At 52.5% G+C, this 23,977-nt stretch carries 23 protein-coding genes; 5 read left to right on the top strand and 18 right to left on the bottom strand.

Features of this window, described 5'->3' with window-relative positions:
* Positions 1 to 26: 26 nt before the first annotated feature.
* Complete coding sequence (gene pcrP, locus AC1RP7_RS17480; protein WP_057715636.1) at positions 27 to 647, bottom strand: HAD superfamily inactivated hydrolase PcrP; 621 nt, start codon at positions 645 to 647, stop codon at positions 27 to 29.
* Between the two features lie 201 nt (positions 648 to 848).
* On the opposite strand from pcrP, the gene AC1RP7_RS17475 reads away from it, so the two are divergent.
* The 3 genes from AC1RP7_RS17475 to rssC all read left to right on the top strand — a co-directional run bounded on the left by AC1RP7_RS17475 (position 849) and on the right by rssC (position 3,591).
* Positions 849 to 1,538 carry an MlaA family lipoprotein gene (locus AC1RP7_RS17475; protein WP_150812442.1) on the top strand — a complete coding sequence of 230 codons (690 nt, stop codon included), beginning with the start codon at positions 849 to 851 and terminating at the stop codon, positions 1,536 to 1,538.
* Between the two features lie 389 nt (positions 1,539 to 1,927).
* Positions 1,928 to 3,109 (top strand): two-component system response regulator RssB, encoded by a 1,182-nt coding sequence (gene rssB / locus AC1RP7_RS17470; RefSeq protein WP_057715634.1) that lies wholly within the window; start codon positions 1,928 to 1,930, stop codon positions 3,107 to 3,109.
* Entirely contained in the window at positions 3,109 to 3,591 is a 483-nt protein-coding gene (gene rssC / locus AC1RP7_RS17465) for an anti-sigma factor antagonist RssC (protein WP_057715633.1), read from the top strand. The genes rssB and rssC overlap by 1 nt, the downstream gene beginning before the upstream one ends.
* Positions 3,592 to 3,795: 204 nt before the next feature.
* Here rssC and tal read toward each other — a convergent pair whose 3' ends face one another.
* Positions 3,796 to 4,722, bottom strand: coding sequence for a transaldolase (gene tal, locus AC1RP7_RS17460; RefSeq protein ID WP_057715632.1), 927 nt, complete (start codon positions 4,720 to 4,722; stop codon positions 3,796 to 3,798).
* 472 nt (positions 4,723 to 5,194) lie between these two features.
* Here tal and AC1RP7_RS17455 point away from each other — a divergent pair, with 472 nt between their 5' ends.
* Positions 5,195 to 5,563 carry a hypothetical protein gene (locus tag AC1RP7_RS17455; RefSeq protein WP_090457794.1) on the top strand — a complete coding sequence of 123 codons (369 nt, stop codon included), beginning with the start codon at positions 5,195 to 5,197 and terminating at the stop codon, positions 5,561 to 5,563.
* A 116-nt stretch (positions 5,564 to 5,679) separates the two neighbouring features.
* Positions 5,680 to 6,264 carry a hypothetical protein gene (locus AC1RP7_RS17450; protein WP_493181832.1) on the top strand — a complete coding sequence of 195 codons (585 nt, stop codon included), beginning with the start codon at positions 5,680 to 5,682 and terminating at the stop codon, positions 6,262 to 6,264.
* 38 nt (positions 6,265 to 6,302) lie between these two features.
* Here AC1RP7_RS17450 and AC1RP7_RS17445 read toward each other — a convergent pair whose 3' ends face one another.
* The 16 genes from AC1RP7_RS17445 to AC1RP7_RS17370 form a co-directional block, all read right to left on the bottom strand.
* A complete protein-coding gene (locus AC1RP7_RS17445) occupies positions 6,303 to 6,764 on the bottom strand; it encodes a phosphohexomutase domain-containing protein (RefSeq protein ID WP_090454133.1) in 462 nt (153 codons plus the stop codon).
* A gap of 68 nt (positions 6,765 to 6,832) precedes the next feature.
* Positions 6,833 to 7,666 carry a UTP--glucose-1-phosphate uridylyltransferase GalU gene (gene galU, locus AC1RP7_RS17440; RefSeq protein ID WP_057715631.1) on the bottom strand — a complete coding sequence of 278 codons (834 nt, stop codon included), beginning with the start codon at positions 7,664 to 7,666 and terminating at the stop codon, positions 6,833 to 6,835.
* A gap of 120 nt (positions 7,667 to 7,786) precedes the next feature.
* Positions 7,787 to 8,176 (bottom strand): VanZ family protein, encoded by a 390-nt coding sequence (locus tag AC1RP7_RS17435; RefSeq protein ID WP_090454135.1) that lies wholly within the window; start codon positions 8,174 to 8,176, stop codon positions 7,787 to 7,789.
* Positions 8,173 to 10,257, bottom strand: a complete 2,085-nt coding sequence (locus AC1RP7_RS17430) for a YjbH domain-containing protein (protein ID WP_493181834.1) — start codon at positions 10,255 to 10,257, stop codon at positions 8,173 to 8,175. Before AC1RP7_RS17430 ends, AC1RP7_RS17435 begins: the two co-directional genes overlap by 4 nt.
* Positions 10,254 to 11,021: a capsule biosynthesis GfcC family protein gene (locus tag AC1RP7_RS17425; protein WP_371318476.1), complete on the bottom strand. Its 768-nt coding sequence runs from the start codon at positions 11,019 to 11,021 to the stop codon at positions 10,254 to 10,256. Before AC1RP7_RS17425 ends, AC1RP7_RS17430 begins: the two co-directional genes overlap by 4 nt.
* Positions 11,018 to 11,677, bottom strand: coding sequence for a YjbF family lipoprotein (locus AC1RP7_RS17420; protein ID WP_057715627.1), 660 nt, complete (start codon positions 11,675 to 11,677; stop codon positions 11,018 to 11,020). Before AC1RP7_RS17420 ends, AC1RP7_RS17425 begins: the two co-directional genes overlap by 4 nt.
* Before the next feature lie 13 nt (positions 11,678 to 11,690).
* Positions 11,691 to 12,803, bottom strand: a complete 1,113-nt coding sequence (locus AC1RP7_RS17415) for a polysaccharide biosynthesis/export family protein (RefSeq protein ID WP_218496867.1) — start codon at positions 12,801 to 12,803, stop codon at positions 11,691 to 11,693.
* Positions 12,804 to 12,891: 88 nt separating this feature from the next.
* Positions 12,892 to 13,059, bottom strand: coding sequence for a hypothetical protein (locus tag AC1RP7_RS17410; protein ID WP_224795414.1), 168 nt, complete (start codon positions 13,057 to 13,059; stop codon positions 12,892 to 12,894).
* Between the two features lie 383 nt (positions 13,060 to 13,442).
* Positions 13,443 to 14,177 (bottom strand): WecB/TagA/CpsF family glycosyltransferase, encoded by a 735-nt coding sequence (locus AC1RP7_RS17405; RefSeq protein WP_493181836.1) that lies wholly within the window; start codon positions 14,175 to 14,177, stop codon positions 13,443 to 13,445.
* A gap of 14 nt (positions 14,178 to 14,191) precedes the next feature.
* On the bottom strand, positions 14,192 to 15,424 hold the full coding sequence (locus tag AC1RP7_RS17400; protein ID WP_493181838.1) for a DUF6369 family protein: 1,233 nt from the start codon (positions 15,422 to 15,424) through the stop codon (positions 14,192 to 14,194).
* Positions 15,421 to 16,551, bottom strand: a complete 1,131-nt coding sequence (locus AC1RP7_RS17395; RefSeq protein WP_218496644.1) for a glycosyltransferase — start codon at positions 16,549 to 16,551, stop codon at positions 15,421 to 15,423. Before AC1RP7_RS17395 ends, AC1RP7_RS17400 begins: the two co-directional genes overlap by 4 nt.
* A complete protein-coding gene (locus AC1RP7_RS17390; protein WP_218496642.1) occupies positions 16,518 to 17,675 on the bottom strand; it encodes a polysaccharide pyruvyl transferase family protein in 1,158 nt (385 codons plus the stop codon). Before AC1RP7_RS17390 ends, AC1RP7_RS17395 begins: the two co-directional genes overlap by 34 nt.
* A complete protein-coding gene (locus AC1RP7_RS17385) occupies positions 17,665 to 18,921 on the bottom strand; it encodes an MATE family efflux transporter (protein ID WP_218496640.1) in 1,257 nt (418 codons plus the stop codon). The genes AC1RP7_RS17390 and AC1RP7_RS17385 overlap by 11 nt, the downstream gene beginning before the upstream one ends.
* Before the next feature lie 37 nt (positions 18,922 to 18,958).
* Positions 18,959 to 20,194, bottom strand: coding sequence for a UDP-N-acetyl-D-mannosamine dehydrogenase (gene wecC / locus AC1RP7_RS17380; RefSeq protein WP_218496638.1), 1,236 nt, complete (start codon positions 20,192 to 20,194; stop codon positions 18,959 to 18,961).
* Between the two features lie 88 nt (positions 20,195 to 20,282).
* Positions 20,283 to 21,401: a non-hydrolyzing UDP-N-acetylglucosamine 2-epimerase gene (gene wecB, locus AC1RP7_RS17375; protein WP_218496636.1), complete on the bottom strand. Its 1,119-nt coding sequence runs from the start codon at positions 21,399 to 21,401 to the stop codon at positions 20,283 to 20,285.
* A gap of 338 nt (positions 21,402 to 21,739) precedes the next feature.
* The gene (locus AC1RP7_RS17370) at positions 21,740 to 23,965 is read right to left on the bottom strand and encodes a polysaccharide biosynthesis tyrosine autokinase (RefSeq protein WP_218496634.1); all 2,226 of its coding nucleotides are present in this window, start codon (positions 23,963 to 23,965) and stop codon (positions 21,740 to 21,742) included.
* Between the last annotated feature and the right edge of the window lie 12 nt (positions 23,966 to 23,977).

The following is a 23,977-nucleotide window of genomic DNA, read 5'->3' as shown; positions in this document are numbered from 1 at the left end:
CTCGCGCCCAACGTGCATGATCTCGATCAGGGCTTTTCGCCCTTGAGCCGACGCAAGCTGATATCGGCCAGGCAGGTATCGAGTTCACCGAGGTGATCGATCACCGAATGCACGCCCAGACCAAACAGTTGCATCGTCGCCTTGGCGCGTTTGATGTCGCGCTCCTGCGGGGGCAGCGCTTGCCATTGCTCGGGCGCCAGCCCGCACAGCGAGCCGCAGGACGCCAGACCGATGGTCCACAACCCGGCATTGAGCCCCGCTTGCAGCAAACGGGGTTCGCCGCTCACCAGTACGCAGCCGTCGAGTCGCTCGACGTTCAGGGTCATCAAGGCGTGCCAGCAGGCATTCGGGGCGGGCCATGGGTTGTTTGTAGCTGAATGTTGCGAGGGTTTGATCCATTCCGGCAGCGCAGCGGCCAGGGATTGGCTGAGGGCAGGGGGCAGTTCATCGAGCCAGGCGCAGGGGATTTGCTGGCGCTGCAAGCTGCGCAGGCTATCCAGTGCGCCGGGCGTGGCCTCGGCGTGTTCGGCCGAGTGGCTGCCGTGCCGGTGCGTGTGCGCGCCGAAATCCACCAGGCAGCCACTGAGGCCGAACAGTACGGCGGTCAGGCTGGGTGCGGTTTGGGGCAAGGCTTCGGCGAGCGGCATGTGGACGTCCCTGAAATAGCCTGAAGGCTAGTGGACGACGGTGACAGTTGAATGACATGGATGTGAAACGCTCACATTTGGCACGATTCCTTCCGTGTGGATCTTGTACAAAGTGCGTTAAACGGCGTTTACGTCTTATACTTGCCAACTTATTGCCTGGGCCAAGTGCCCGAGCCAGTACAAACCAAGGAGTTTTTTTCTATGCGCTGGAGCAATCATCTAGCCAGGATTTGTGTATGCGCCAGTGTGATGCTGGTTCCGTTCGCTGCCCAGGCAGCCACGGAAGAGGATCCTTGGGAAAGCGTCAACCGCCCGATTTTCAAGTTCAACGACGTGATCGACACCTACGCGCTCAAACCCCTGGCCCAGGGCTACCAGTACGTGACGCCGCAGTTTGTCGAAGACGGCGTTCATAACTTCTTCCGTAATATCGGCGATGTGCGCAACCTGGCCAACGATATCCTGCAGGCCAAACCTCGTGCCGCAGGCGTTGATACCGCACGAATCATTTTCAACACCACCTTCGGCTTGCTGGGCGTCATTGATGTCGGCACGAAAATGGGCCTGCAGCGCAATGACGAAGACTTCGGTCAGACGCTGGGCTACTGGGGTGTCGGCAGCGGCCCTTACGTGATGCTGCCGCTGCTGGGGCCAAGCACCTTGCGTGATACGCCGTCGAAGTACGTCGACAGCTACACCGGCGCTTATCGTTACGTAAACGACGTTTCGGTGCGTAACTCGTTCCACGCCCTGGACATCATCGATACCCGTGCCAACCTGCTGTCGAGCGAGAAGCTGATCACCGGCGACAAGTACACCTTCATCCGTAATGCATACTTGCAGAACCGTGAATTCAAGGTGAAAGACGGTCAGGTCGAAGACGATTTTTGATCTCGACCGGTAAACTGAAAAAGGCGGCCATCAAGGCCGCCTTTTTTGTCTGCGAAAAGCCGCATGCGGATGAAATCGCGGTTTTCACTGTAGTCCCGGCCGGTTTGACTCGCAGGTTCGAACCTTCCATTGGGTTACGGATTTGCCTGTTCTTATAACTCTCGGTGATTTGACAAATAAAGACGTCAGGCGACCATCGGCGTGAGCTTGAAACGCCCCGCGGATGGGAGTACCGTCTGCGCCTTAGAAGGGCACCTCTGGTGAACACGTGTGTAGGGCAATTGCCCGAAAGCGGTGCGACAGAGAGGCTAGAAAGCGAATCCAGTAGTCAGCGCCGGGCCAAAATCCCCGCCTGCTACGCCAACCTAATTCTGGCGCCGTTTGCCCACATGCCAAAAACCAGTGCCACGCTGCTGATAATCGATGATGACGAAGTAGTGCGCGCGAGCCTCGCCGCCTATTTGGAAGACAGTGGTTTCAGCGTCTTGCAGGCCAGCAATGGTCAGCAGGGTCTTCAGGTATTCGAGCAAGACAAGCCCGACTTGGTCATCTGCGATCTGCGCATGCCGCAGATGGGCGGTCTCGAACTCATTCGCCAGGTCACCGAACTGTCGCCGCAAACCCCGGTGATCGTGGTGTCGGGTGCCGGCGTGATGAATGACGCGGTCGAAGCCCTGCGCCTGGGCGCGGCGGACTACCTGATCAAGCCTCTCGAAGATCTGGCTGTGCTCGAGCACTCTGTGCGCCGGGCCCTGGATCGTGCGCGCCTGCTGCTGGAGAACCAGCGCTACCGCGAGAAGCTGGAGAAGGCCAATCGCGAGCTCGAAGCCAGCCTGAACCTGCTCCAGGAGGACCAGAACGCCGGTCGCCAGGTGCAGATGAACATGCTGCCGGTCAGTCCCTGGACCATCGACGAGTTCAAGTTTGCTCACCAGATCATCCCGTCGCTGTACCTGTCGGGTGATTTCGTCGACTACTTCCGGGTCGACGAGCGCCGGGTCGCCTTTTACCTGGCGGACGTTTCCGGTCACGGCGCCTCCTCAGCCTTCGTCACCGTGCTGTTGAAGTTCATGACCACGCGCTTGCTGTTCGAATCCAAGCGCAGCGGCACCCTGCCGGAATTCAAGCCTTCAGAGGTTCTTGGTCATATCAACCGGGGCCTGATCAGTTGTAAGCTGGGTAAACACGTCACAATGGTCGGTGGAGTCATCGACGAGGAGACCGGTTTGTTGACCTATAGCATCGGTGGTCATTTGCCGTTGCCAGTGTTGTACACGCCAGACAGTGTTCGTTATCTGCAAGGGCGTGGTCTGCCGGTGGGCCTCTTCAACGAAGCCACCTACGAAGACCACGTGCTGGAACTGCCACCGACGTTCAGCCTGACGCTGATGTCTGATGGCATTCTGGATCTTTTGCCAGAACCCACACTCAAAGAGAAAGAAGCGGCGTTGCCCCAACGGGTCAAGGCTGCGGGCGGCACCCTGGATGGGCTGCGGCAGGTTTTTGGATTGGCCACGCTAGGGGAGATGCCGGATGATATCGCCCTGTTGGTGTTGAGCAGGAATCTTTGATGAGTACCGGTAGAATCCAGTTCGCCGAGCAGGATGGCACCTTCGTCCTGAAGTTCGTCGGTGAAGTTCGCCTGACCCTGTGTTCGGCGTTGGATGCGACTATTGAGCGGATCTTCAGCGCGTTGAATTTCAATTCGATCGTGATCGATCTGACCGAAACCCGCAGCATCGACAGCACCACACTTGGGCTGCTGGCCAAGCTGTCGATCCTGTCGCGGCAGAAGGTTGGCCTGCTGCCGACCGTCGTCACCACCCACGAAGACATCACGCGGCTGCTCCAGTCCATGGGCTTCGAGCAGGTGTTCAACATCGTTGACAAGCCGGTGCCGTGCCCGGAATGCCTGGACGACCTGCCAGACCAGGATCAGTCCGAAGAAGTGGTGCGGATCAAGGTGCTCGAAGCGCACAAGATCCTCATGGGCCTGAACGACACCAATCGTGAAGCCTTCCATGACCTGGTGAATGCGCTCGAACGCCATTGATCCCCTGAATTGATGTGGGTCAGCCAGACCCCCATCGCGAGCAAGCTCGCTCCCACAGGTCCTCGTTTAGCACACGACCTCAGTCATCCCGCGAACTCCTGTGGGAGCGAGCTTGCTCGCGATGGCGTCCTGCCAGTCACCAAGCACATACAAAAAAGGGCGAACCCTCACAGGTTCGCCCTTTTTGCATTACACCCGCTCAGATCACAGCTTGGCCTGCAACAACGCCTCGAGCTTCTCCTGATCCCGCGCGAACTGACGAATGCCTTCGGCGAGTTTCTCGGTCGCCATCGCATCTTCGTTGGACAGCCAGCGGAACTGCGATTCGTTTAGGCTCAGGCGCGCTTCACCGGCATGGCCAGGCGCCAGTTTGCGCTCCAGCTTGCCGGTATCCGCGGCCAGCTTGTCGATGAGGTCCGGGCTGATGGTCAGGCGGTCACAGCCGGCCAGTTGCTCGATCTGGCCCAGGTTGCGGAAGCTCGCCCCCATGACCACGGTCTTGTAGTCATTGGCCTTGTAGTAGTTGTAGATGCGCGTCACCGACTGCACACCCGGATCATCCGCGCCGGTGTAGTCGTTGCCGTTGGCTTTCTTGTACCAGTCGTAGATACGGCCCACGAACGGCGAAATCAGGAACACCCCGGCGTCGGCACAGGCGGCCGCCTGGGCAAAGGAGAACAGCAGGGTCAGGTTGGTCTGGATGCCTTCCTTTTCCAGGATCTCGGCAGCGCGGATGCCTTCCCAGGTGGACGCGATCTTGATCAGCACGCGGTCGCGGCCAATACCGGCCTTGTCGTACAGCTCGATCAGGCGATGTGCACGCTTGAGCATGGCATCAGTGTCGAACGACAGGCGCGCATCCACTTCGGTGGAAATGCGGCCCGGAATCACTTTCAGGATTTCTTGCCCCACGGCCACGCCAAAACGGTCGCTGGCCAGGCCCACATCGCCCTTGCAGTCATTGACGCAGGCGTTCAGCAGCTCGGCATACGCAGGAATGGCCGCGGCCTTGAGCAGCAGGGAAGGGTTGGTGGTGGCGTCCACGGGTTTAACGCGAGCGATAGCTTCGAAGTCGCCGGTGTCGGCAACCACGGTTGTCATTTGTTTGAGTTGTTCCAGCTTGGAAGTCATGGGCGTGCTCTGTCCTATGGGTCTGATGACATTACCCGAGCGCTGACAGCCACTCAAGGGCGTGTACGTGTATCAATGCCCCCTGTGGCAACAACCTGAAAACAGGTGTTTGAAAGGTGGGGGGCGGTATCGATAAATAGGATGCCAGGCGGGCTCACAGGTTCAACTCATCTGACGGTTATCGCCTTGCAATCAGATCACCTGACACCTGAATCTTCTGATAACGCTCACTGTGTCCTGGGTGTAATACCGCTAAATTTTTGAATTCTATATAGTTTGGTTGCGTCCTCAGTGATTGTTATAAAAAGTCCAATAAGTTGTCGCAACGGTAATCTTGTTGTTGGTGGGGTGTTATCTAATAAGGTGTGATCGTTAGAATACGTCAAATATATAAAGCGAATAAAGTGTAGTGTGATAATAGCAAGTGTTTGCATGGTAGAAATGACTTCACAAAGTGAAGAGGTATATGTTTTTGGATGCGTTTGATGATCTGATGCTCGGCTACGCATTAAAAAAGTTGACCAACGTGTTTGAAGAGATCGTGGAAGTTTCGAAAAGCCCCTCTTCGGACAAGGCAACAGGCGTACAGGATATCAAGCAGACTAAAACTGCAAAAAAACTACCTGTCTGGCTGGGACGTCTGAGGGTTAACACTCCGTATCAAGTGACGCATGTTCTGATCGATCAGATGCACGCCTCTCGAAAACTCAACCGCGACCTGCGCTTCGCGGCACAGGCTGCCTTGCTGGACGCGCTGGTAGAGGATGGACTGGCAATGCACATCGCGAGTTATTCGGTGCTTGTCGTAGAGAACCGTCTGAAGTGCTTTTCGGATCGATGAGCGCTGTATCTACTGAACACGCGCCCAGTGTCCATTACACTGGAAAATTGCATCAGGCGTGAGGAAGTAGATTGGAGTCAAAACTGTACATCGCACAATACGCCGGAATCACAGTCATGCTTCCAGCGGCCATGGTCGTCGCGGGTTGGTTATGGTGCACGGCATCCAGAAAACTCGCCCTCTTATGGCTAGGCGTACTGTTCGTAGCCTATTTCGTCGTAGGTTTCAGCAAGGTGCTTTTCAAGGGCTGGGGAATCGGCCTGGAAAGCCTGGATATCGCGGTCATCAGTGGCCACGCAATGAACGCCTGCCTGGTGTCGACCGTTGTACTGAGTTTGCTGTTGCGCCAACTGGATCATCGCCTTCGATGGCTGGCGCTGGGAGCGGGGCTGCTGTCGACCTGGTGGTTCAGCATCCAGTATGTCGGTCAGACGATTCATCCTCTGCCGGAAGCGATTGCCGGGGCGGTTGTGGGATCAGCCGCGGCGTGCGTCTTTCTTTTCAGGCTGGAGAGAAGGGAAATCCGCAAAATTCCTTTGCCGGCCCTGGCGCTGGGGCTCGCGGGGATTCTACTGAGTACGAGCATTCCCAAGTACACCGCCGAGGGGGTCTTGAACTCGCTGGCAGTGACTCTGTCGGGGGCAGAAAAGGCTTTTATGCAGCCTCATTGGCGTACTTCTGGCGGGCCGTCACGGTTATAGCGATTGGCTTGATGTCGAGTCCCGGCAAGAGGGTGGAGCTAGGACTCACTACTGCTTTTCTCATCAATCCGGGCCAGCAGCTCTGCAGTTTTCAACTGCATCAGTGCAACATCACCACGACTCTCAACGTTCAGCACGATTTCTGGCTCGGTCTGCGAGAGGTGGATCTTGAAGCGCCATTCAGTGAACGTCAGGCTTAGGCCGTCGCTCTCGTCTACGTCCAGCGCTTTACTGGCGTACAACGAACGAAGATGCGTCAGTACGGCAGTCGGATTACTGACTGCACATCGAATGTCCCCGGAGGAGGGGAAAAGCCCGATGCGTTCCACCAGCAATCTGGGTTGAGGGGAGGTAGAGGAGGGTGCTCTTTCGTACGTCCGCAACCAGGCCATCAATCCACTGTTGCCCTCGGTGAACTCCTGCCCCAAAACCATATTGCCCGGTGCAAAAGGGTCCAGCGATTTATAGACAGAGTCGATCGGTGATCTGGAAGCGTTCATAGTGGTCTGCCTTGCAAAAGGTTTATGGCCGCTCGGAAACGCGGCACCCAAGAGCTGAAAATTACCGGTTACAGGCCTTTCTTATACAAATTCTCATAACAGAAATTGGTCGCGTCGATATAACCTTCCGCTCCGCCGCAGTCAAAGCGGTGACCTTCGAACTTGTATGCCAGGACACAACCGCTTTGTGCCTGCTTCATCAACGCGTCAGTGATCTGGATCTCACCGCCCTTGCCGGGCTCGGTATCAGCAATCAAGTCAAAGATATCGGCCGTCAGAATGTAACGACCAATAATGGCCAGATTGGACGGGGCATCTTCCGGTTTAGGCTTTTCAACCATGCTGTTAACCCGGTAAATACCTTCGCGAATCTGCTCGCCGGCGATGATGCCGTACTTGTGCGTCTGGTCGTTGGGTACTTCCTGAATGGCCACGATCGAGCAACGGAACTGCTTATAGAGCGCGATCATCTGCGACAACACACCATCGCCTTCCAGGTTCAAGCACAGGTCGTCCGCCAGCACCACCGCAAACGGCTCATCACCAATCAACGGACGGCCAGAGAGAATGGCGTGCCCAAGCCCCTTCATCTCCACCTGGCGGGTGTAAGAGAAGGTGCAGGTATCCATCAACTCGCGGGTACCGTTGAGATAGTTCTCCTTGTCGGTACCACGAATCTGATGCTCCAGCTCGTAGCTGATATCGAAATGGTCTTCCAGCGCCCGCTTGCCGCGCCCGGTGACGATCGCCATGTGCTGCAGGCCGGCATCCCGTGCTTCCTCAACACCGTACTGGATCAGCGGCTTGTTGACGATCGGCAGCATTTCCTTCGGCATCGACTTGGTGGCGGGCAGAAAGCGCGTGCCATAGCCGGCAGCAGGGAATAGACATTTACGGATCATAGAAGCGTCCTTTTTTCCAATGTATAAGAGAAGCCGTCATTTACTGCGGACAGCACAGATGCCCCCGCCAATGGGCAGAGCCTCCCAATTCTCGCTATGCTCACGGACGAAGCCATGGTCTTAAGTGCCCGGGAGCTCTGCGGACTGTTTGATTGGGTGCTTACAACGCCACACAATCAAGCCGATCAGCACACCGACAGCATTGGCCAGGGCGTCGTAAGGTGATGCTGTGCGCAGCGGCATCAGTCCTTGTGCATACTCGATCAGGATACCCGTCACCAGACAGCCCAAGGCGATCCAGCGCACGTTGACCCGCAGGAAGGCCAGCCGGCAACTAAACGACAAAGCGAAAAAGCCTATCAAGTGATGCAGCTTGTCTTCCTGGACAAAGGCTTCGGGAATGGGTTGCGCTCGCAACCCGGCTGCCAGCAAGACCACGCCAACGCTGATGAAAATCAGAGTTCGTATCCATTGGGGAAGTTGTGTTATGCCCAGGAACAACGAACTCATTCGGTGATTTTCTCAAAGTTCTTATAGAACGCATCTTTGTCGCGGCCATTGGTCATTGTGTACAGCGAATATTGGCGGTTAAGACGCGCACCACCATCGCGGGTCAGCGGAGCCCAGACCAGGTTGGCGCGACGCATCGTGGAGACGCTCATCAACTCGTCGAAGGGGACCGAGATGTAGATACCTTTGTCGAAGCTACCCTCGCCGTACTCTTCTTTCGAGGCCGTGGTGCGGGTGACCCAGCCACCGAACTTCACGCCGTTAGTGAACTCATGCGACAGATCGATCGTGGCACCCCAATCGCGCGCCAGGTAACGTCCAACACTGACCGCCGCCTGCAAGTCGAACGGCAGTTCGGTATAGGTGGTGATGTGACCGGTCGTGGTGTTGTAATCGCGCAGACCAAAACCCTGGTCAAAGTCACGCTGGCGTACAAAGTTCAAATCAGCACCCACGGCCCAACGCTCGCCCATGGGGCGGTACAGCAATTCACCACCGACCCCGGCGAACATTGATTCCAGATAACCGCCATACACCATGCCATACAAGTCTTGATCCAATTGCTTGGCATGGTTGAGCTGAAATGTCGGCATTGTTACATCAGAGGTGATGACGTACTTGCGCAAATCGGTCCGCACTCGGGGCAGATTGCTCGGCGCGTCGTAGGTGAACTTATCAAAGTTGTTCAGGAGATTGGTGCTTATGACCCCACTCGTCCACGTGTTGCGGGTAAAGCGGTACTCTGCGTCCACATCAGCGGTCAACTGGTACAGCAAACCGTCAGGACCACCAATGTTTTGCTTGTAACCCAAGCCGATACCATAGGTAAAAGGCTCGAGTGCCTGGGTGTACAGCGTGTTTTCAATGTGTGGCGTGGCCCGGTTCAATTCGGTGGTGCGGTGCAGGTCTGCAAGGTCCTGTTGGTTGTTCACCACTTCCCGGAAGGTTTCGCGCGGCACACTGGTTTCTTCCACGGGCATGTCGTAACGCTTGTTCACCATCGTGAACCAGTCGATGTCGTCATTCGCGCTGTTGTCCAGAATCCGGCTGGCCCGGCCTACACCTTTGGCTGAGTAGAAATAGCGCGACTGCTCGCCATACACAATCAGCTCGGAATCGCGCTGAGCAATACGCTCGACCTTATAACCGGCGTTGTTTTCCAGTCGTTTGGAAACCCCGGCCCAGTCGACCTGATTGAGGGGCGTAGTCGGCGCGTTTGCCGGAAGCGCTTCGATGGCAGGGTCGTAGCGCTTGGCCGGCGCCTTGCGGCTGACGAAGTTGGTATGAAAAGTGATGCCGAACAGCGCGGTGTTGCCGCGCTCCCAACCGGCGGTCAGATCGACAGAGTCACTTAGCTTGAAGACCGCCCCGATGTTGATGGGCGAGTCCTGCTCCAGGCTACTGTTGAACGGCTCGTGCTTGTAGTCGTTACCGTCGAACTCGAGTTTCAAGCTCAAGGGTGACCAGGGCGTCTGATAGGACACACCGCCAAACAACGCGGGCGAACCGCGAAAATACGAGCCGGTATTGACGTTGCCCGCGTCCGCGCCTGTGTTTACCGGGCGTGTATCAAAACGCTCGTCGATGTACCCCAGCGGGTTATCGAAATCCCCGCGGTTACCGATGTAGCCCCAGGCAACGCCCAGGCTGAAATCCAGGTCGTAGTAACGTTTGTTCGCCACAAAGTATTCGCTGGAAAACAGGCCGGTGCCCCCGACATCCCGAAAACCGAGCGCGACCTCGGGCAACCAGTGGCTTTCTTGCCAGAGGCGGGCTTTGACATCGACCGCCTTGTCTTTATAGCTCTGGTCGCCACTGAATGATTCGGCCCCGTATTTATGGTTGCCGATAGCGGTATAACGGAAACTACCTTCCAGCCATTCAAGGGGCTGTATTGAAATGCTATAGCGCGAATAAGGGTCTGTCCGGTTGGCGTTCAAGCTGAATTCGCCGGCGGGTGCCATCCGTGCGGTGGGGGTTTGCAACAAACCCACACCACCGAAATCATTCTGAGTAAAACGCGGCTCTCCATGAGCCAAGCTGTAGGGCAACAACACTACGGCGGCAAAACGTAACTTCAAGGGGCCACCTCGGGCAGCGGTTGGGTGGCGAGAAACTGAGCAAGCTGCTCGTTCAAGTCGGGTGTGGGCAAATCCAGATCATCGTTGCGCACGGGTACCAGAATTGTGCTGCCGGCGGCGGCAATCACACCATCTTCGCGGTTCCAGGCGGCGTTGCCGACTCGCTTGACCAGGCCATCGGGCTGAATCAACCACAGGTAATCGGCATCTGCGTCGGTCACCGGCAGACAGCTTTTGAGATATTCCTGGGCTGGCTGCTGGGCGCGATAGGGCAGCGTGCAGGGCTGTTCAACTGCACCCAGGACAGTGACCGTCGTCGGGCGTAGAGGGTAAATCAGCTGGTCACCGTCACTGAGCGAGTAATTGCGGGCGAACCCAACCTCCAGCGCCACAGGGTCGAGCACCGCGACTTTTCGGCCGGTAACGGGCAGTCGGCTGACCTCTTCAAACAGACGCGCAGCCAGGGCCGCAAGGCTGCTTTTTTCTTCAAGCAAGGCCCCACGTTGAAGCAACTTCAGATCGAACAGCACGCCGGCCTTAAGGCGGGTTTGCTGCTCCAGCAGTGGCTGGTGCAGCCAGGCGGCGGCCAACCAGTAACTTTCGGCGTTCGGGCGTGCCTCGCTGACGGCATCGAGCAAGCGCGAGCCTGGCACGAACGTGAAGGATCCGGCGTTCAGTACATCACCCGTGACCGTGACGGCGGCCTGAGTCATCGTAGAACTTGCCAGCAACAGGCAAGCCGACAGCGTTTTCGAATATCTCACCGAGCCGTCTCCCGGTCAGGGCGCAATTGCACAATCTTCAAGAAAAGTTCCGGCGTGAGATGTTGTTCGCTCTGCAGGATCAAGCCATCGTCAGGCCTGACCCAAAAACGGTTGGTGGCCTTGAATCCCAGCTCGGGGATGTCGACGCGTTCATCTATGCGCTGCAACGCATAGTCCTTGTCCAGGATGGTGACGGTTTCGATGCCCTGTCGACTGAAACGACTGTTAACAGCCAGACCGACCCGCGGACCCTGATAGACATCAATCCAGCGGGTACTGCTGTAACCGTCGGGCAATTGCTGCAAGCCACGCTTGAACGGCGACTCACCGTCGAAGCGCGTGCCATCGAGATTGATGCTCAGGCCAACAGTGCGCACGACCAGACCATCGCGCATCAACAACACTTGCTTGCCGGAGGCGACCCAGAACTCCAGGTCGTCCTGCTGGCGAAGCTTCGCCAGCACACCTTCGCTGACGTCCGTGGTGACCTTGATCTGCGCATAGGGCACGGCCTCCACTTGCGCTGCAGTCACTTGCAGCGGCTGGACGCCCAGTGTGGCGGCTTTAAAGGTATCCAGGGACGCCTGCATCAACGGATTGCAGCCACACAGCAGTAAACCCACCGCCAGGCATGAGCTGTTACGCAAAGTTTTCAAAGCGGCTCAAACCTTATCGACTGCTGGCTTCACTGAGATTGTTTTGAGCGGCCGCTCCGGTACCCAGGATAGTAGCCGAGGGCAGCAACTGACTGATCAAGCGGTTCCAGCGGGTCACGCCTGCAGGGCCGACGTAGACGATGTCCTGGGGTTGCAGATCGAAGCGGCTGGCGAGAGCAAACGCGGTAGGCGATTCGGCGTCCAGCTGAAAGACCTTTGCCGGCTCGGTTTCAAGATTCTCGGCACCTCGAATGACATACAGCGCATTGCCGTTGGAGGTGGTCTGGTTCAGTCCACCGACCGTTCCGATCGCATCCGCCAGGTTCATCCGGTTGATTTTGAACGTGAGCGCCCGAGGCTGGTTGACCTCACCCATGACGTAGATCTTTTTCCGGTCGTTGTAGGGCAGGTACAACTGATCGCCGTCTTTCAAATAGACGTTGTGCAACTGCGAGCCTTTGCTGTTAAGCGAGTCCAGGTCGAGCGGATACTCACGTCCGTCCCGGGTCAGTGTCAGGCCTGCAAGGTCGGCATTCAACGGATCGACAGTAGCAGTACCCATGGCTTCGACGACAGTGAGTGGCGAAGTGGTAATGGGTTGTTGACCGGCTTTTAAAATGGCACCGGAAATCACCACTTTTTGACTGGCAAACCGCAAAACACTCAAGTCAACCTGGGGGCTGTCGACAAATTGCGTCAGGCGCTCGGCAATAAAACCGCGTAGCTCCTCGATAGTTTTACCTGCGGCATGAATATTGCCGATATAGGGGTAAAACATGGTGCCGTCCGGGCGTACCAGGCGACCGTTCGCATCGATTTGCTGTTGCGCACCCGATGGTGCAGTCAACTCAGGATGGTCCCACACCGTGATGTACAGCACATCATTGGCGCCAATCCGGTAAGCCTGCGGCTTGAACGCCAACAACTCGGCTGGCACCGAGGCTTGCACTTTTGTCGCCGCGTTCTGGGCAATCAGTTTGGGCGTTATCGGAATCAACTCGATCCGACTGCTTTCCGGTGAGCCATCACGGCCGACCTGACTGGTATCCAAGTGTTGACCGGGTGAGAACATACAGCCTTGCAGGGCTACGCCTGCAAGCACAGCGAGCGACAAACTACGAATCATGATTGAGGACACTTGTGGAGGGAACACATCAGAACTGAACCACCCGGATTGCTCCGGGTGGTGGAAGGCTATCGACCTCGCGGTACGCTTAGCGTGTACCGGTGGTGCCGGTAGTACCAGTAGTGCCGGTAGTGCCGCCGCCATTGCTGCTGCCACCACTGGATGACAGTGCAGCGGCTCCGGCGACAACCACGGCGCCGAGGCCAAGAGCAGCCTCTGTGGACAGGCTGCCCACGAGAGGGGTGGACTGATTCAAAGAAGTGTTTTTTACAGGTGTGCCTGGAGCGGAAGACGCTGCAGGGGGCTCAGCGGCTAAAGCGGAGGCACTTAAAGACAGCAATAGAGCGGAAGCAAGTAGTTTGGTCATAGTAGATTCCTTTTTGATGCATCGTCGGTATTGGCGGTGAAACTAAAAAGCGAGCGTGCAAGGCCAAAAACGCTGAGCGTCCATTAACGTTAAGGATAGTATTGATTCGAACTCGATGAGAGTGGACCTCTGGGTCATTCCTCAGTGAGGTTTATCTTGCGATTATTGCCTTAAGAATACCTGTGTAGGACGCCTGACAGGTCTGACGTTTTATAACGCGCACCCACTGTTTCTAACATTGTCCGCCCACGCCACGAGTACGGCGATGATATTCAAGACCGCTTAAGCTTTTCTTTGATAAGCAACCAAGCGAACTTGCTGTTGGTGGTCAAGTAGCGCTTCCACATCCTGCCGGGTTCCTGGATAACACGGTACAGCCATTCCAGCCCGTAATTCTGCATCCATTGCGGCGCACGTTTTACCTTCCCCGCGACCACATCGAACGTTCCGCCCACCCCCATCACAAAGGTGACCCCCAACTGATCGCGCCAGCGGTTGATAAAGTTTTCTTTCATCGGCGAGGTGATGGCGACGAACAGCAGCTGAGCACCTGAAGCCCGAACCTTCTCGACCAGTGCGGCTTCGTCGTCCCAGAAATAGCCATGGTGATACCCGGCGACTTTCAGCCCAGGGTAAAGCGCTTTCACCTTGCTGGCGGCGGTGGAAACGACCTCGTCCTTGGCGCCTAACAAGAACACCGAAAAGTGGTTGGCCGCGCTCATCTCCAGCAATTCATGAAACAGGTCGACACCCGCGACGCGTTCGGGCACTGAGTGGCCGAGAAAGCGGGCACCCAACACCACACCCATACCGTCGATATTGATGATGTCGCAAGAACGAACAGATTCGCTCAACTGAGGGTCGTCACGCATGTTTACAAGCTTGGCGACATTCACCACCACGTGCTGGGTGAACTGGCCGGCAGTAATCGCGCTACGAATTGTCTCGACGGTGTTGTCCATGGAGGCGACATCCATGGGGCAGTCCAAAAAATCGATTCTTTGCATGTTTAATCTCGTGGTCATATTTTTGCCGCGCTGTCCGAATTTGATTGAAGTATCCTAACTATCATGCAGCCTATGATGATTCCCGCTGATGCTGGTTGGTAAGATATTGCGTAAGCAATGAATAGAATAAGTAGATATGCCAAGAGCGAAAGTTTGATCAGCTTTGGTACTAGGGATAGAAGGGATAAAGTGATTGATGTGATGTACAGTATTCCGAGAAGTCCATATTTTGCGAAAAATGTAATGTAGGCGCTGTCAACGAAATTGTTTCTGGTGTCTAGCGATCTGTATTCAAACCATGTTATATCGAATGAAGTGCCAAAGCCGCTTCCAAATAAATAGTTATATGGTTTAAAAGAGGATATGACGTCTAAGGCTGGCCCATACCTAGTCGATAATTGCTGTAGTAATCCACTTGCAGTGAGACCTTCAGCTACCCTTGCGGCACCGAAATATTCAGCCAAGTATATAAATATCAGTGAGGAGATGGCCAAAATTATTACGATAGGGATAAGTTTTTTTGGGCTTTTGGCTGCAGCTAAGGCGGCTGCAATAATCGTCGCGAAGGCGAGTATTCTATACCCTGACAAAATGACTGAAAGTAATGAAGCAGTGATTGCGAGGGTCTGTCTCAGATTAAAAGCTAGTTTGCGTTCGGGGTGCCTGTGAGCCTTTGCTTTGGAGAAAAAATATATTATGAATAGTGCGGATATATATGTACTTGCATCAAAGTACTTGAAGTTGTTTGTCGTGTAATACTCGTCCTCTGATGACATTACCCCCGCGATGGAAAGTGCCAGCCAAATGAGATTTGTAGCGCCTGCTAGAGTTGCTATGGTGAGGATGTTGCGACTTGATAATTGTAGTTTTCGTGACCTGAGCAGTAACGATGCCGCGATTAACTCAAGAGCAAAAATTGCGGGCCTATAATCCCGCAAAAAATATACATCCAGGGAGGTCCCAGAGAAGACAGGGATGACTGAATAAGTTGCAATTATTAAAAACGAAATGGTTGCCCATTTGGGAACATTTATAACGTTGGCTTTAGTGGCAATGCCACTGATACTTGTCGAAATCAGTACTCCGAAGAAAAAATAGTCGTAAGAGTACAATCCGTATTGGTAAAAATAAATGGAGAAAGAGTTTGAGAATGGTAAGCAGGCAATTAACGTCAGGAAAGGTAGTAGGCCTTTTTCCCTCAGAAGGCCTAGGCATAAAAATAGAAGAGAAAGAACGATGTAAGTCATTGTAAGGCTGATCCAAGTGCTTTTAATATTTTTCTTTCTTCTGTTTCCCAGGAATACTTGTCTATCAGTTCATTGAAATGTGATTGGTTTTCGCGGTTGTTGAGAAGCTCATGACATTTTTTACTGATTTCTGTAGCGCTGGTTTCTTTAATCAATTCTCCTATGTTGTTTAATTGTATGATTTTTCTTGAGAGTGGAGAGTTAGTAGTTAGTAGAAGTGTGCGGCAGAAAATTGCGTCAAAAATTTTGTTGGGGCTGTTGAGCCTGTTGTTGAGTGAATCTCGCTTGTAAAAGGCGAATGTTATTTTGGATTCGCTCATTATTTTCTTAAGCTGGCTATTGGATATGGATCCTGTAAAGTCAACGCATGAGGCTATTTCTAAGTCACTACTCAATTGCATTAATTCTTGGATGTAAAGTGCATTTCCCCCGCCCGCTATTATTAGTCTGATATTCGGTGTAGATGTTTTTAGTAGGGAAAATGCTCGAATAATTTTATCAATTTCTCTGCCTGGATATACACCGCCACAGTAGCTTAAAATGGTCGGCTGACTTTTGGCTTGCTCTGGTAAAATATGCGCTTGGCTATTGGTGTTGTAGGTATAGGTGATTTTTTCTTTTTTTACTTTTAGTAATCGTCGAAGAAATTTTACTCTGAACTCATCTGTCGTGAACGACTTTAGGCTGTTGTTGATGGTCATCTTCTCTAAGAAGTACCAGATTGGGCGATATTTTTTGCTATAGGGGAAGTAATCTAGTCCGCAAAAAATCTCGAGTGTTTCGTAGATGTACTCAATGGATTTAAATTTTTTAAATACAGCCGCAATCAAACCTGGTATTGGGTTAACTGCGTAAATCAATTGTGGAGGTGTTTTGTTGATCCAGTGGCAAAGTTTTAATATTCCAGTTACAGATTTAAATATTTTCAATGGCTTATTTTTGGCGCTCACCGCTATAACTTTGTGTGGTTCAGTTGATGAATAGTGATTGGCTGTAATGCCTGCGATTGTTACTTTTTCATATTGTTTTTCAAGTGTGCTCTTTATTAAGGCGATTTTTGGGGTTGTTTCAATTCCAACCCCGAAGTATAGGATTACTGCAGTTCCCGAACGCTTTTTGTTATCCATGAATTTATGTCTTTTAAGAAGTTGTTGGCAACGGTGGTCTGCTTTTTAACATCGCTAAGCAGTTGTTGAGAAAGCTCATTTTGATTATTGAGGCCGATTAAGGTTTTCTCAATAATGTCATCTGGATTCAGCCCGTCACTGTAAAGGGTGCCTTGAGGTAATAAGTTGTGGATATTTTTCAGTTTGGGTTCTATGCCAACTACTACGCTCGGTAGTCCAACTTGTGCGGGTAGCAAAACCCCGTGGGCCCGAGTGCTGACTAATATGTCGAACTCTTGTTGTAATTTGCTTATGAATGTGCTTGGTGTGCCCTTTTGAGGATCCCAGATTAGCCATTCAAAATCAGGGTGTTTATCTATAATTGCGCGGTCATGCTCGTGATATAGCGAAATGAGTTTAACTACATAACCTCGGGAAATAAGTTGGCGCGCTGCTTCAATAGTGTTTTGTAGTACATTCTCGCCGTGCTGATTTAATTTCCAATCTCGTAATATGACTCCAATAGAATCACTTTTTTCTCTAACTGGTTTCGATGTATCAATATTCCAGTGGCTAAGTAGAAAGGTCGGATCAGTATAGAGAGCAGACGTGTGAAGAAGTTTTTTGAGTATGTCGAGGCTTACAGTGTCCCGTACGGATCTGAAGTCACAGCTGAGAAAAGGACTTATGGCTTGTTCTATTTGAGTGGGCGAAGAAGTCTCAAACGGGCCCACGCCCAAACAGATGGCTGCGCTTCTTTTGTATAAAGGGTGATTTTTTTTTAGCGCTCGCAATAAAAATATCTTCAAAATATCAAAGTGAGTTAGGCCTTGTTTTCTAACTTCCAGATATTTTTTGATAAAGGGCTTTTTGGCCTTGTTCCCATTAAACTCAAAAAACTGTCCTCCACCTCCAAAAAAAAGAAAATCTGTGTTGATGGGGGCAGATATCGGCACGTAATTGCATTTGTATTTATTTAGATAGCCGACGTTATTGGGCTGCTTAACTCCTATGGATATATTTTCTTCTTTAAAGTGCGGGCGCAAGATGTTAATGCACACCTCAAGAAGGACGTCGTCGCCCAGGTTTCCCGGACCATAAGCACCTCGAATATAAGCGTTTAAAGGTTTTTTGTTAGATGGCATAGGTGTACGTTATCCAGGCGATTGGTATTAGGCTGATGTAGAATTTCTTGTCAAAGAAGCTTTTGGGTACTAAGTTGTGTTTCGAAAGTGCTGGGGCCCAAAGAATTAGATGTATAACCTGGGATGCTAAAAAGGCTTTAGCAACTCCGGTGGCTCCTGATTCATTGAAAGCCGTAAAGTAAATTAGAGAGAATATTCCCGCCCATATCATGTTGCTTAGTATGCTTAGTTTTGCAAGTTCAGCAGCTACCATTTCTCGAGATATTGAGCTCTTGAATGAGGTAAGAATGCTCGCAAGCATAAATAACATTATTGTTTGCTGAAGGTCCCCGTTTCTTACAATCGCATCCGGATAAATCATTGATAATTTATTTGTGGATAATGCAAGAAAAATTGCAATGATTACGGCAGGGTAGTAGGTGATCGAAAAGTTTATGTTTTTATTGTGTTGAGTGTCTTTCGGGCTGTTGACGAGTAGCAGAAGTAAATATCCTCCAAAAATCGTGGGCAATATACCTATGGTCATTCTCCACTGATTTGCTGTCGCAAGCAGAAAAGACTCCTGATCTCCAAATCTACTCTGTACATACCCGAGGAGTAACCAAATTACGGGCATGAAAAATAAACCGGTAAAGATGGCAGGGAGAAATGTTCTTTTCACAATGCTTAAAATTGTTGCAGAACATTTTTCTGTTTCAGTTCGGGTGGGGTTTACAAATAGCCATAGTATGGAGGTGAGAAGAAATGGAACGGTGTATAAGTAAGAGTTTCCTGAGTATGCTATAAGTGGTAGTAACGTTAATAATAGTAATAATCCTTGCAGGGTGCCAATCAAAGAGATTAGTTTAAATTTCTTTGATTGGGTTGCTGCGGCTATCTTGAAGCCGCTAGCGCCGTGTGCAATTAGAAGTACTATTGTTAATGCTGCATTGGTGAGTGAGAGAGAGGACGAGTAATATAGGTACATCGAAACAGGTACCGACATCACTCCAATTAAAGCGACTAAGGTTGCTTTGTATTTTTTGTCATGGGTAATCGTATCTCCATTGTATCTAATGTGGGTGGTGCTAATGGCCTGTTGGAATAGTGTTCCAAAGGCTGAGATGGTCGTGATTATTATTGTCAGGGTCTTAGCGTCTTCAATGGTTGCGTAGTGGGAGGCAAAAGCCCCCGCTACGACCATTGCGCCTTTTGAGAAAAGAAAGTTAATCAGGTTGCTTAAGGCGCTGTAGATAATATTTTTCATTTGTTGACGCAGCCTTTTTTGTCTGCGCGTTCACTCGTCACCATATCCCTTTTGTATCTATTACTAGGGCTCTGTCGAGTCTGTTTTTCTCAATAGCTTTGAATTCTTTGTGGTCCACCAAAAGTAAAATGATGTCTGCCTCGCGGAGGGCTTGCTCCTGACTTATTAGTTGTATTTTTTTGCTAAGGGTTTCAGGCAGTTTTTCTATGTTTGGTTCTACTCCAAATACAGCGTCCGGATATAGCTCGGATAGTTCTTTTGTAATTTCGACAGCTGGGCTTTCGCGGAGGTCATCAATGTTGGCTTTAAAAGCTAAACCAAAGCACATGATTTTTGGTTGTTTAAAGCGATCGGCTTCGCGTTTTACCTTTTCAATTACGTATTGTGGTTTTGAGTCGTTAACTTCCCTGGCACTTCTTATTAGTTTTGAAGTTTCAGGAGTTTTGCTGACAATGAACCATGGATCAACAGCGATGCAGTGTCCGCCGACTCCTGGCCCGGGTTGCAGGATATCGACCCTTGGGTGGCGGTTGGCAAGGCGGATCAGTTCCCAGACGTTGATATCCAGCTTGTCGCAAATCATCGAGAGTTCGTTGGCGAAGGCAATGTTCACGTCGCGAAAGCTGTTCTCGGTGAGTTTGCACATTTCTGCAGTGCGGGCGTTGGTGACGATGCATTCGCCCTGGACAAAAACCTTGTAAAGGCTGATGGCTAATTCGGAGCACTTTGGCGTCATGCCACCAATAACACGGTCGTTTTGCACCAGCTCGCGCAGCACATGGCCGGGCAGTACCCGTTCCGGGCAGTGAGCAATGCGGATGTCGGAGCTTTCACCGTGGGTTTGCGGAAAACTCAGGTCTGGACGGGCTTCGGCTAGCCAGGCGGCCATCTGTTCGGTAGCGCCGACGGGGGAGGTCGATTCAAGAATGACCAGGTCGCCTTTTTTCAACACCGGGGCAATGCTTTTACTGGCCGATTCGATGTAGCCCAGGTCTGGCTCATGGTCGCCCTTGAATGGTGTGGGCACCGCTATCAGAAAAGCATCGGCGGGTTCCGGCCGGGTGGTGGCGCGCAGGTAGCCTTCCGTCACCGCCGCATGCACAACCATGTCCAGGTCTGGCTCAACGATATGAATCTCTCCACGGTTGATGATATCAACCGCGTTTTGATTGACGTCGACACCGATCACTTGTTTTTTGCGCGAAGCGAAGACAGCCGCAGTGGGCAAGCCGATATACCCGAGACCAACGACGGAGATGGTTTTGAAAGGCATGGAACGTCCTTGAATAGTGATGTGTTGATACGTTTTTCAAGCGAGATAACAGCCGCGCAACGCAACGGCTGTTAAGCAAGGGAGGGGGTTATCGAGCGAGCAGCGCCTCGATGATGCGCTGGCAGGCGTTACCGTCGCCGTAGGGGTTATGGGCGTAACTCATGGTGCGGTAGGCGACCGTATCGGTCAGCAAGCGGTTCAACTCGCGGGCGATATCGGCGGTTTCGGTGCCGACCAGTTTCACGGTGCCTGCGGCAACAGCCTCTGGCCGTTCCGTGGTATTGCGCATCACCAGTACAGGTTTGCCCAGTGACGGCGCTTCCTCTTGGATGCCTCCGGAGTCGGTCAAAATGATATGCGCACGGCTCATCATGTGAACGAAAGGCAGGTAGTCCAGGGGATCGATCAGGTAGATGTTGTCAATGCCGGTCAGTAGACGATTGACGGGCTCGCGCACATTGGGATTGAGGTGCACGGGATAGACGATATCAACCTCTGGATGTTGCTGGGCAACCTCCATTAATGCCTGACAAATGCGCTCGAAGCCGTCACCGAAACTTTCCCGGCGATGGCCTGTTACGAGGATCAATTTTCGAGCAGGGTTCAGGAAGGCCGCCGGTGCAGAGGCCTGGGCAAGCAGGGCCTGATCCTGATCGAGACGTTTGACGACATCCAGCAGGGCATCGATCACTGTGTTGCCAGTGACGACGATTGTGTCTGGATCAACGCCCTCGCGCAGCAGATTGGCTTTTGACGTTTCGGTTGGCGCGAAGTGCAGGTTGGCCAACGCCCCGGTGAGTTTACGATTGCCTTCTTCCGGCCACGGAGAGTAGAGGTTACCCGTGCGCAAACCGGCTTCTACGTGCGCAACCGGAATCTGCTGGTAGTAGGCCGCGAGGCTGGCAGCAAAGGTGGTGGCGGTATCACCGTGAACCAACACGATATCGGGTTTGAATTCTGCCAGGACTTTCTTCAGCCCTTGCAGGATCGCGCTGGTCACATCGGTCAGGTCCTGACCGGGTTTCATGATGTTCAGGTCGAAGTCTGGCTCAATGGCAAACAACCCCAGTACTTGATCGAGCATTTCACGGTGTTGGCCGGTGACGCAGACTTTCGCCTCAAAGCGTTCATCTGCCGCCAGTGCCAATGCAAGTGGAGCCATCTTAATGGCTTCAGGACGGGTACCAAAAATGCATAGGGTCTTCATAGGGCGATCCATTGCTATGTTCGTAGCTTAAGGTGGAGGAATGTTTGGATGACATAACAAATGTCGTTTCGGACCGATGCTGTATAAAACAACGGCGACCCAACCTTTGTTGATCCAGAGAAATACGCCGAATTAACGGATAGCCATCGATGTGGGGCAGTACGAATTTGATTTTTGCCACGCTACCGCCCCAGGATTAATTGCCAGTCCCTGAGAGCGTCACTATTTATTAATGTGTCTGCATTTTTTTCAGCTGCAGGTAGCAAGGTGGAGTTGATATGGCTACCGCCATTCATTACTGCTCGACGGTAGCGGGGGTACAGACAGCAGTTAATTAACTAAACGTTCTCTGATTTATATTCGTAGTTGTAATAACCATAGTCGGCATAGCCATATTTGGCCGAGGCTCTTTTTTCAACACCATTGAAAATGGCGCCTTTCAAATCAACACCATTTTGTGCAAAGCGGCGCATGGTCAATTCAATTTCACGAACCGGGTTGAGCGCAAAGCGCGTCACAATCAAACTTGTACCCGACTGGCGACCGACAATCGCCGCATCCGTCACCGCCAGCAACGGTGGTGTATCCAGAATTACCAGGTCGTACTGGGCGCTGACTTGCTCCAGAAAGGCACTGAAGTTTGCATGCATTAGCAGTTCTGAAGGGTTGGGCGGTATTTGTCCGCGACCGATAACGTCAAGGTGCTCGAATTCAGTTTTATTGATCGCGGTTGCCAGGTCGCAGCGCTTGACGAGTAGATCAGAAAGCCCGTTTTCAGCGGGGGTCCCGAATACTTTATGCAAATACCCTTTGCGCATATCCACGTCGACAAGCAATACACGCTGGCCGGTCTGAGCGATGACTGAAGCGAGATTGGCGGAAACGAACGTTTTACCAACCTTGGGGCTCGGGCCGGAGATCATAAGGCGATTATTGCTGGCTTCGAGCATGGCGAAGTGCAGACTGGTGCGCAGGCTGCGCAATCCTTCTATGGCCAGGTCGGTGGGGTGACTGCTGGCCAGTATGGGGGCGGCGTTGTTAGCGCGGCCTCGGCCACTTCGGAAGGTTTTGCTTTCTTCAGTTTTTTGCAGAGTGCTGAAAGGAATGGATGCGTACACCGGTAATCCCAGCTGTTCAATTTGATCCGGATTTTCCACGCCACGATTAAGGGCTCTGCGAAAAAGCACCACTGCAGTCGCCAGGAAAGCCCCGAACAGGGTGGCGATGAGAACGATCAGTGGCTTCCTGGGTTTAACGGGCTTAAGCAGATCCACATCGGCGGTATCGATCAAGCGCACGTTGCCCACGGTGCCGGCACGCATCACATCCAGTTCCTGGGATTTATTCAGGAGCTGGGTATAAATTTCGGTACTGACTTTTACATCGCGGGTGAGGCTAAGCAGTTCTTGCTGTGTTGAAGGCAGGCCCTCGACTTTTTTGGCGAGGCCATCCTGCTTGGCTGTCAGCTCGCCTAATTGGCTGAGCAAGGCCCGATAGGCGGGATGCTGACGGGTAAACTTGCGATCCATTTCCGCTTGCTGCAATTTCAGTTCGGAGATGCTGGTATCAAGCGCCACGATCTGATCGAGAATGGCTTTGGCTTCCAGGCTGATATCGATGGATTTACTGCGAATTTGATACTTGTTCAGGGCGTTTTCGGCTTTCTCCAAGTCTTTGCGGACCTGAGGCAGTTGATCTTTTAGAAACTCCAGGCTTTGAGCGGCTTCGGCCGAAGTCCGCTCGACATTCTGCCGTACGTAGAGCTTGGCGATTTCATTGAGGATTTGAATGGCTTCAGCCGGTTTCTCGCTTTCAAGAGCAAGCCCGATCATGCCGGATTCTTTACCGCGCTCTGATACATCAAGTACCTTTTGGTACTTCAAAATACTGGTCAGACGTGGGTCACGCACAATGCTGAACGTTGTACCAGGATTCGCCTGCAACACTTCGACCTGCAGTTTGATGCCGTTCTGCTCATAGGCTTGGCCTACCTGGCTTTGGACCAGGGCATTGTCGTCTTCATCCATCAACGTGAAGTGACCGTTCTCACCGGTGACCAATGTAAGCGTCTTGCTCAGGAGCTCTTGTGGGAGCTCGAGCTGAAATATTTTCAGGGTTTCGCCACCCCAGGCAAAACTGTTCATGCCAAGCCATGGCGTTGCGACCGTATTAACAGCGTCTGGTTTGAACCGACGAGCAATAAAGTCGCCGATCACCGGAAAATGGTTCGGCTCGACGGTAATATCGAGCGATAGATTGTCGATAACCTTGCCGATGATCGCGCGCGATTTGATTAATTCAATTTCTGTGGCTGAAGGTGACTCTTTACCCAACATGCTGTTGATATCGGAGAAGCCGAGCATGTCATTTTTCTTTGCCTCCACCTGTATCAAGGCAGTTGCCTGATAAACAGGATTGGCCAGCACCGCATACGCCGTGCCAACGGCCATGGAGGCAGCAGTGATCCCGGCAATCAACCATTTATGATCGACCAGTGTCCCGAGTAGGCCCATCAAGTCGATTTCATCATCGTCATGTGAGGTTAATGCTGGAGTTTGCTGCATAAGTGGGTTCTT

The sequence above is a fragment of the Pseudomonas sp. GW822-FHT01E03 genome (assembly GCF_058802985.1).
This window is presented reverse-complemented; position numbering and strand designations above follow the sequence as displayed.

Excerpts from the sequence above, each read along its gene's own strand:
- AC1RP7_RS17390 (WP_218496642.1), bottom strand. The coding sequence starts at position 17,675 with ATGCCATCTAACAAAAAACCTTTAAACGCTTATATTCGAGGTGCTTAT.
- AC1RP7_RS17370 (WP_218496634.1), bottom strand. The coding sequence starts at position 23,965 with ATGCAGCAAACTCCAGCATTAACCTCACATGACGATGATGAAATCGAC.
- AC1RP7_RS17405 (WP_493181836.1), bottom strand. The coding sequence starts at position 14,177 with ATGCAAAGAATCGATTTTTTGGACTGCCCCATGGATGTCGCCTCCATG.
- AC1RP7_RS17400 (WP_493181838.1), bottom strand. The coding sequence starts at position 15,424 with ATGACTTACATCGTTCTTTCTCTTCTATTTTTATGCCTAGGCCTTCTG.
- AC1RP7_RS17395 (WP_218496644.1), bottom strand. The coding sequence starts at position 16,551 with ATGGATAACAAAAAGCGTTCGGGAACTGCAGTAATCCTATACTTCGGG.
- wecB (WP_218496636.1), bottom strand. The coding sequence starts at position 21,401 with ATGAAGACCCTATGCATTTTTGGTACCCGTCCTGAAGCCATTAAGATG.
- AC1RP7_RS17385 (WP_218496640.1), bottom strand. The coding sequence starts at position 18,921 with ATGAAAAATATTATCTACAGCGCCTTAAGCAACCTGATTAACTTTCTT.
- wecC (WP_218496638.1), bottom strand. The coding sequence starts at position 20,194 with ATGCCTTTCAAAACCATCTCCGTCGTTGGTCTCGGGTATATCGGCTTG.
- tal (WP_057715632.1), bottom strand. The coding sequence starts at position 4,722 with ATGACTTCCAAGCTGGAACAACTCAAACAAATGACAACCGTGGTTGCC.
- AC1RP7_RS17415 (WP_218496867.1), bottom strand. The coding sequence starts at position 12,803 with ATGATTCGTAGTTTGTCGCTCGCTGTGCTTGCAGGCGTAGCCCTGCAA.
- AC1RP7_RS17475 (WP_150812442.1), top strand. The coding sequence starts at position 849 with ATGCGCTGGAGCAATCATCTAGCCAGGATTTGTGTATGCGCCAGTGTG.
- rssC (WP_057715633.1), top strand. The coding sequence starts at position 3,109 with ATGAGTACCGGTAGAATCCAGTTCGCCGAGCAGGATGGCACCTTCGTC.
- pcrP (WP_057715636.1), bottom strand. The coding sequence starts at position 647 with ATGCCGCTCGCCGAAGCCTTGCCCCAAACCGCACCCAGCCTGACCGCC.
- AC1RP7_RS17450 (WP_493181832.1), top strand. The coding sequence starts at position 5,680 with ATGCTTCCAGCGGCCATGGTCGTCGCGGGTTGGTTATGGTGCACGGCA.
- AC1RP7_RS17445 (WP_090454133.1), bottom strand. The coding sequence starts at position 6,764 with ATGAACGCTTCCAGATCACCGATCGACTCTGTCTATAAATCGCTGGAC.
- AC1RP7_RS17435 (WP_090454135.1), bottom strand. The coding sequence starts at position 8,176 with ATGAGTTCGTTGTTCCTGGGCATAACACAACTTCCCCAATGGATACGA.
- galU (WP_057715631.1), bottom strand. The coding sequence starts at position 7,666 with ATGATCCGTAAATGTCTATTCCCTGCTGCCGGCTATGGCACGCGCTTT.
- rssB (WP_057715634.1), top strand. The coding sequence starts at position 1,928 with ATGCCAAAAACCAGTGCCACGCTGCTGATAATCGATGATGACGAAGTA.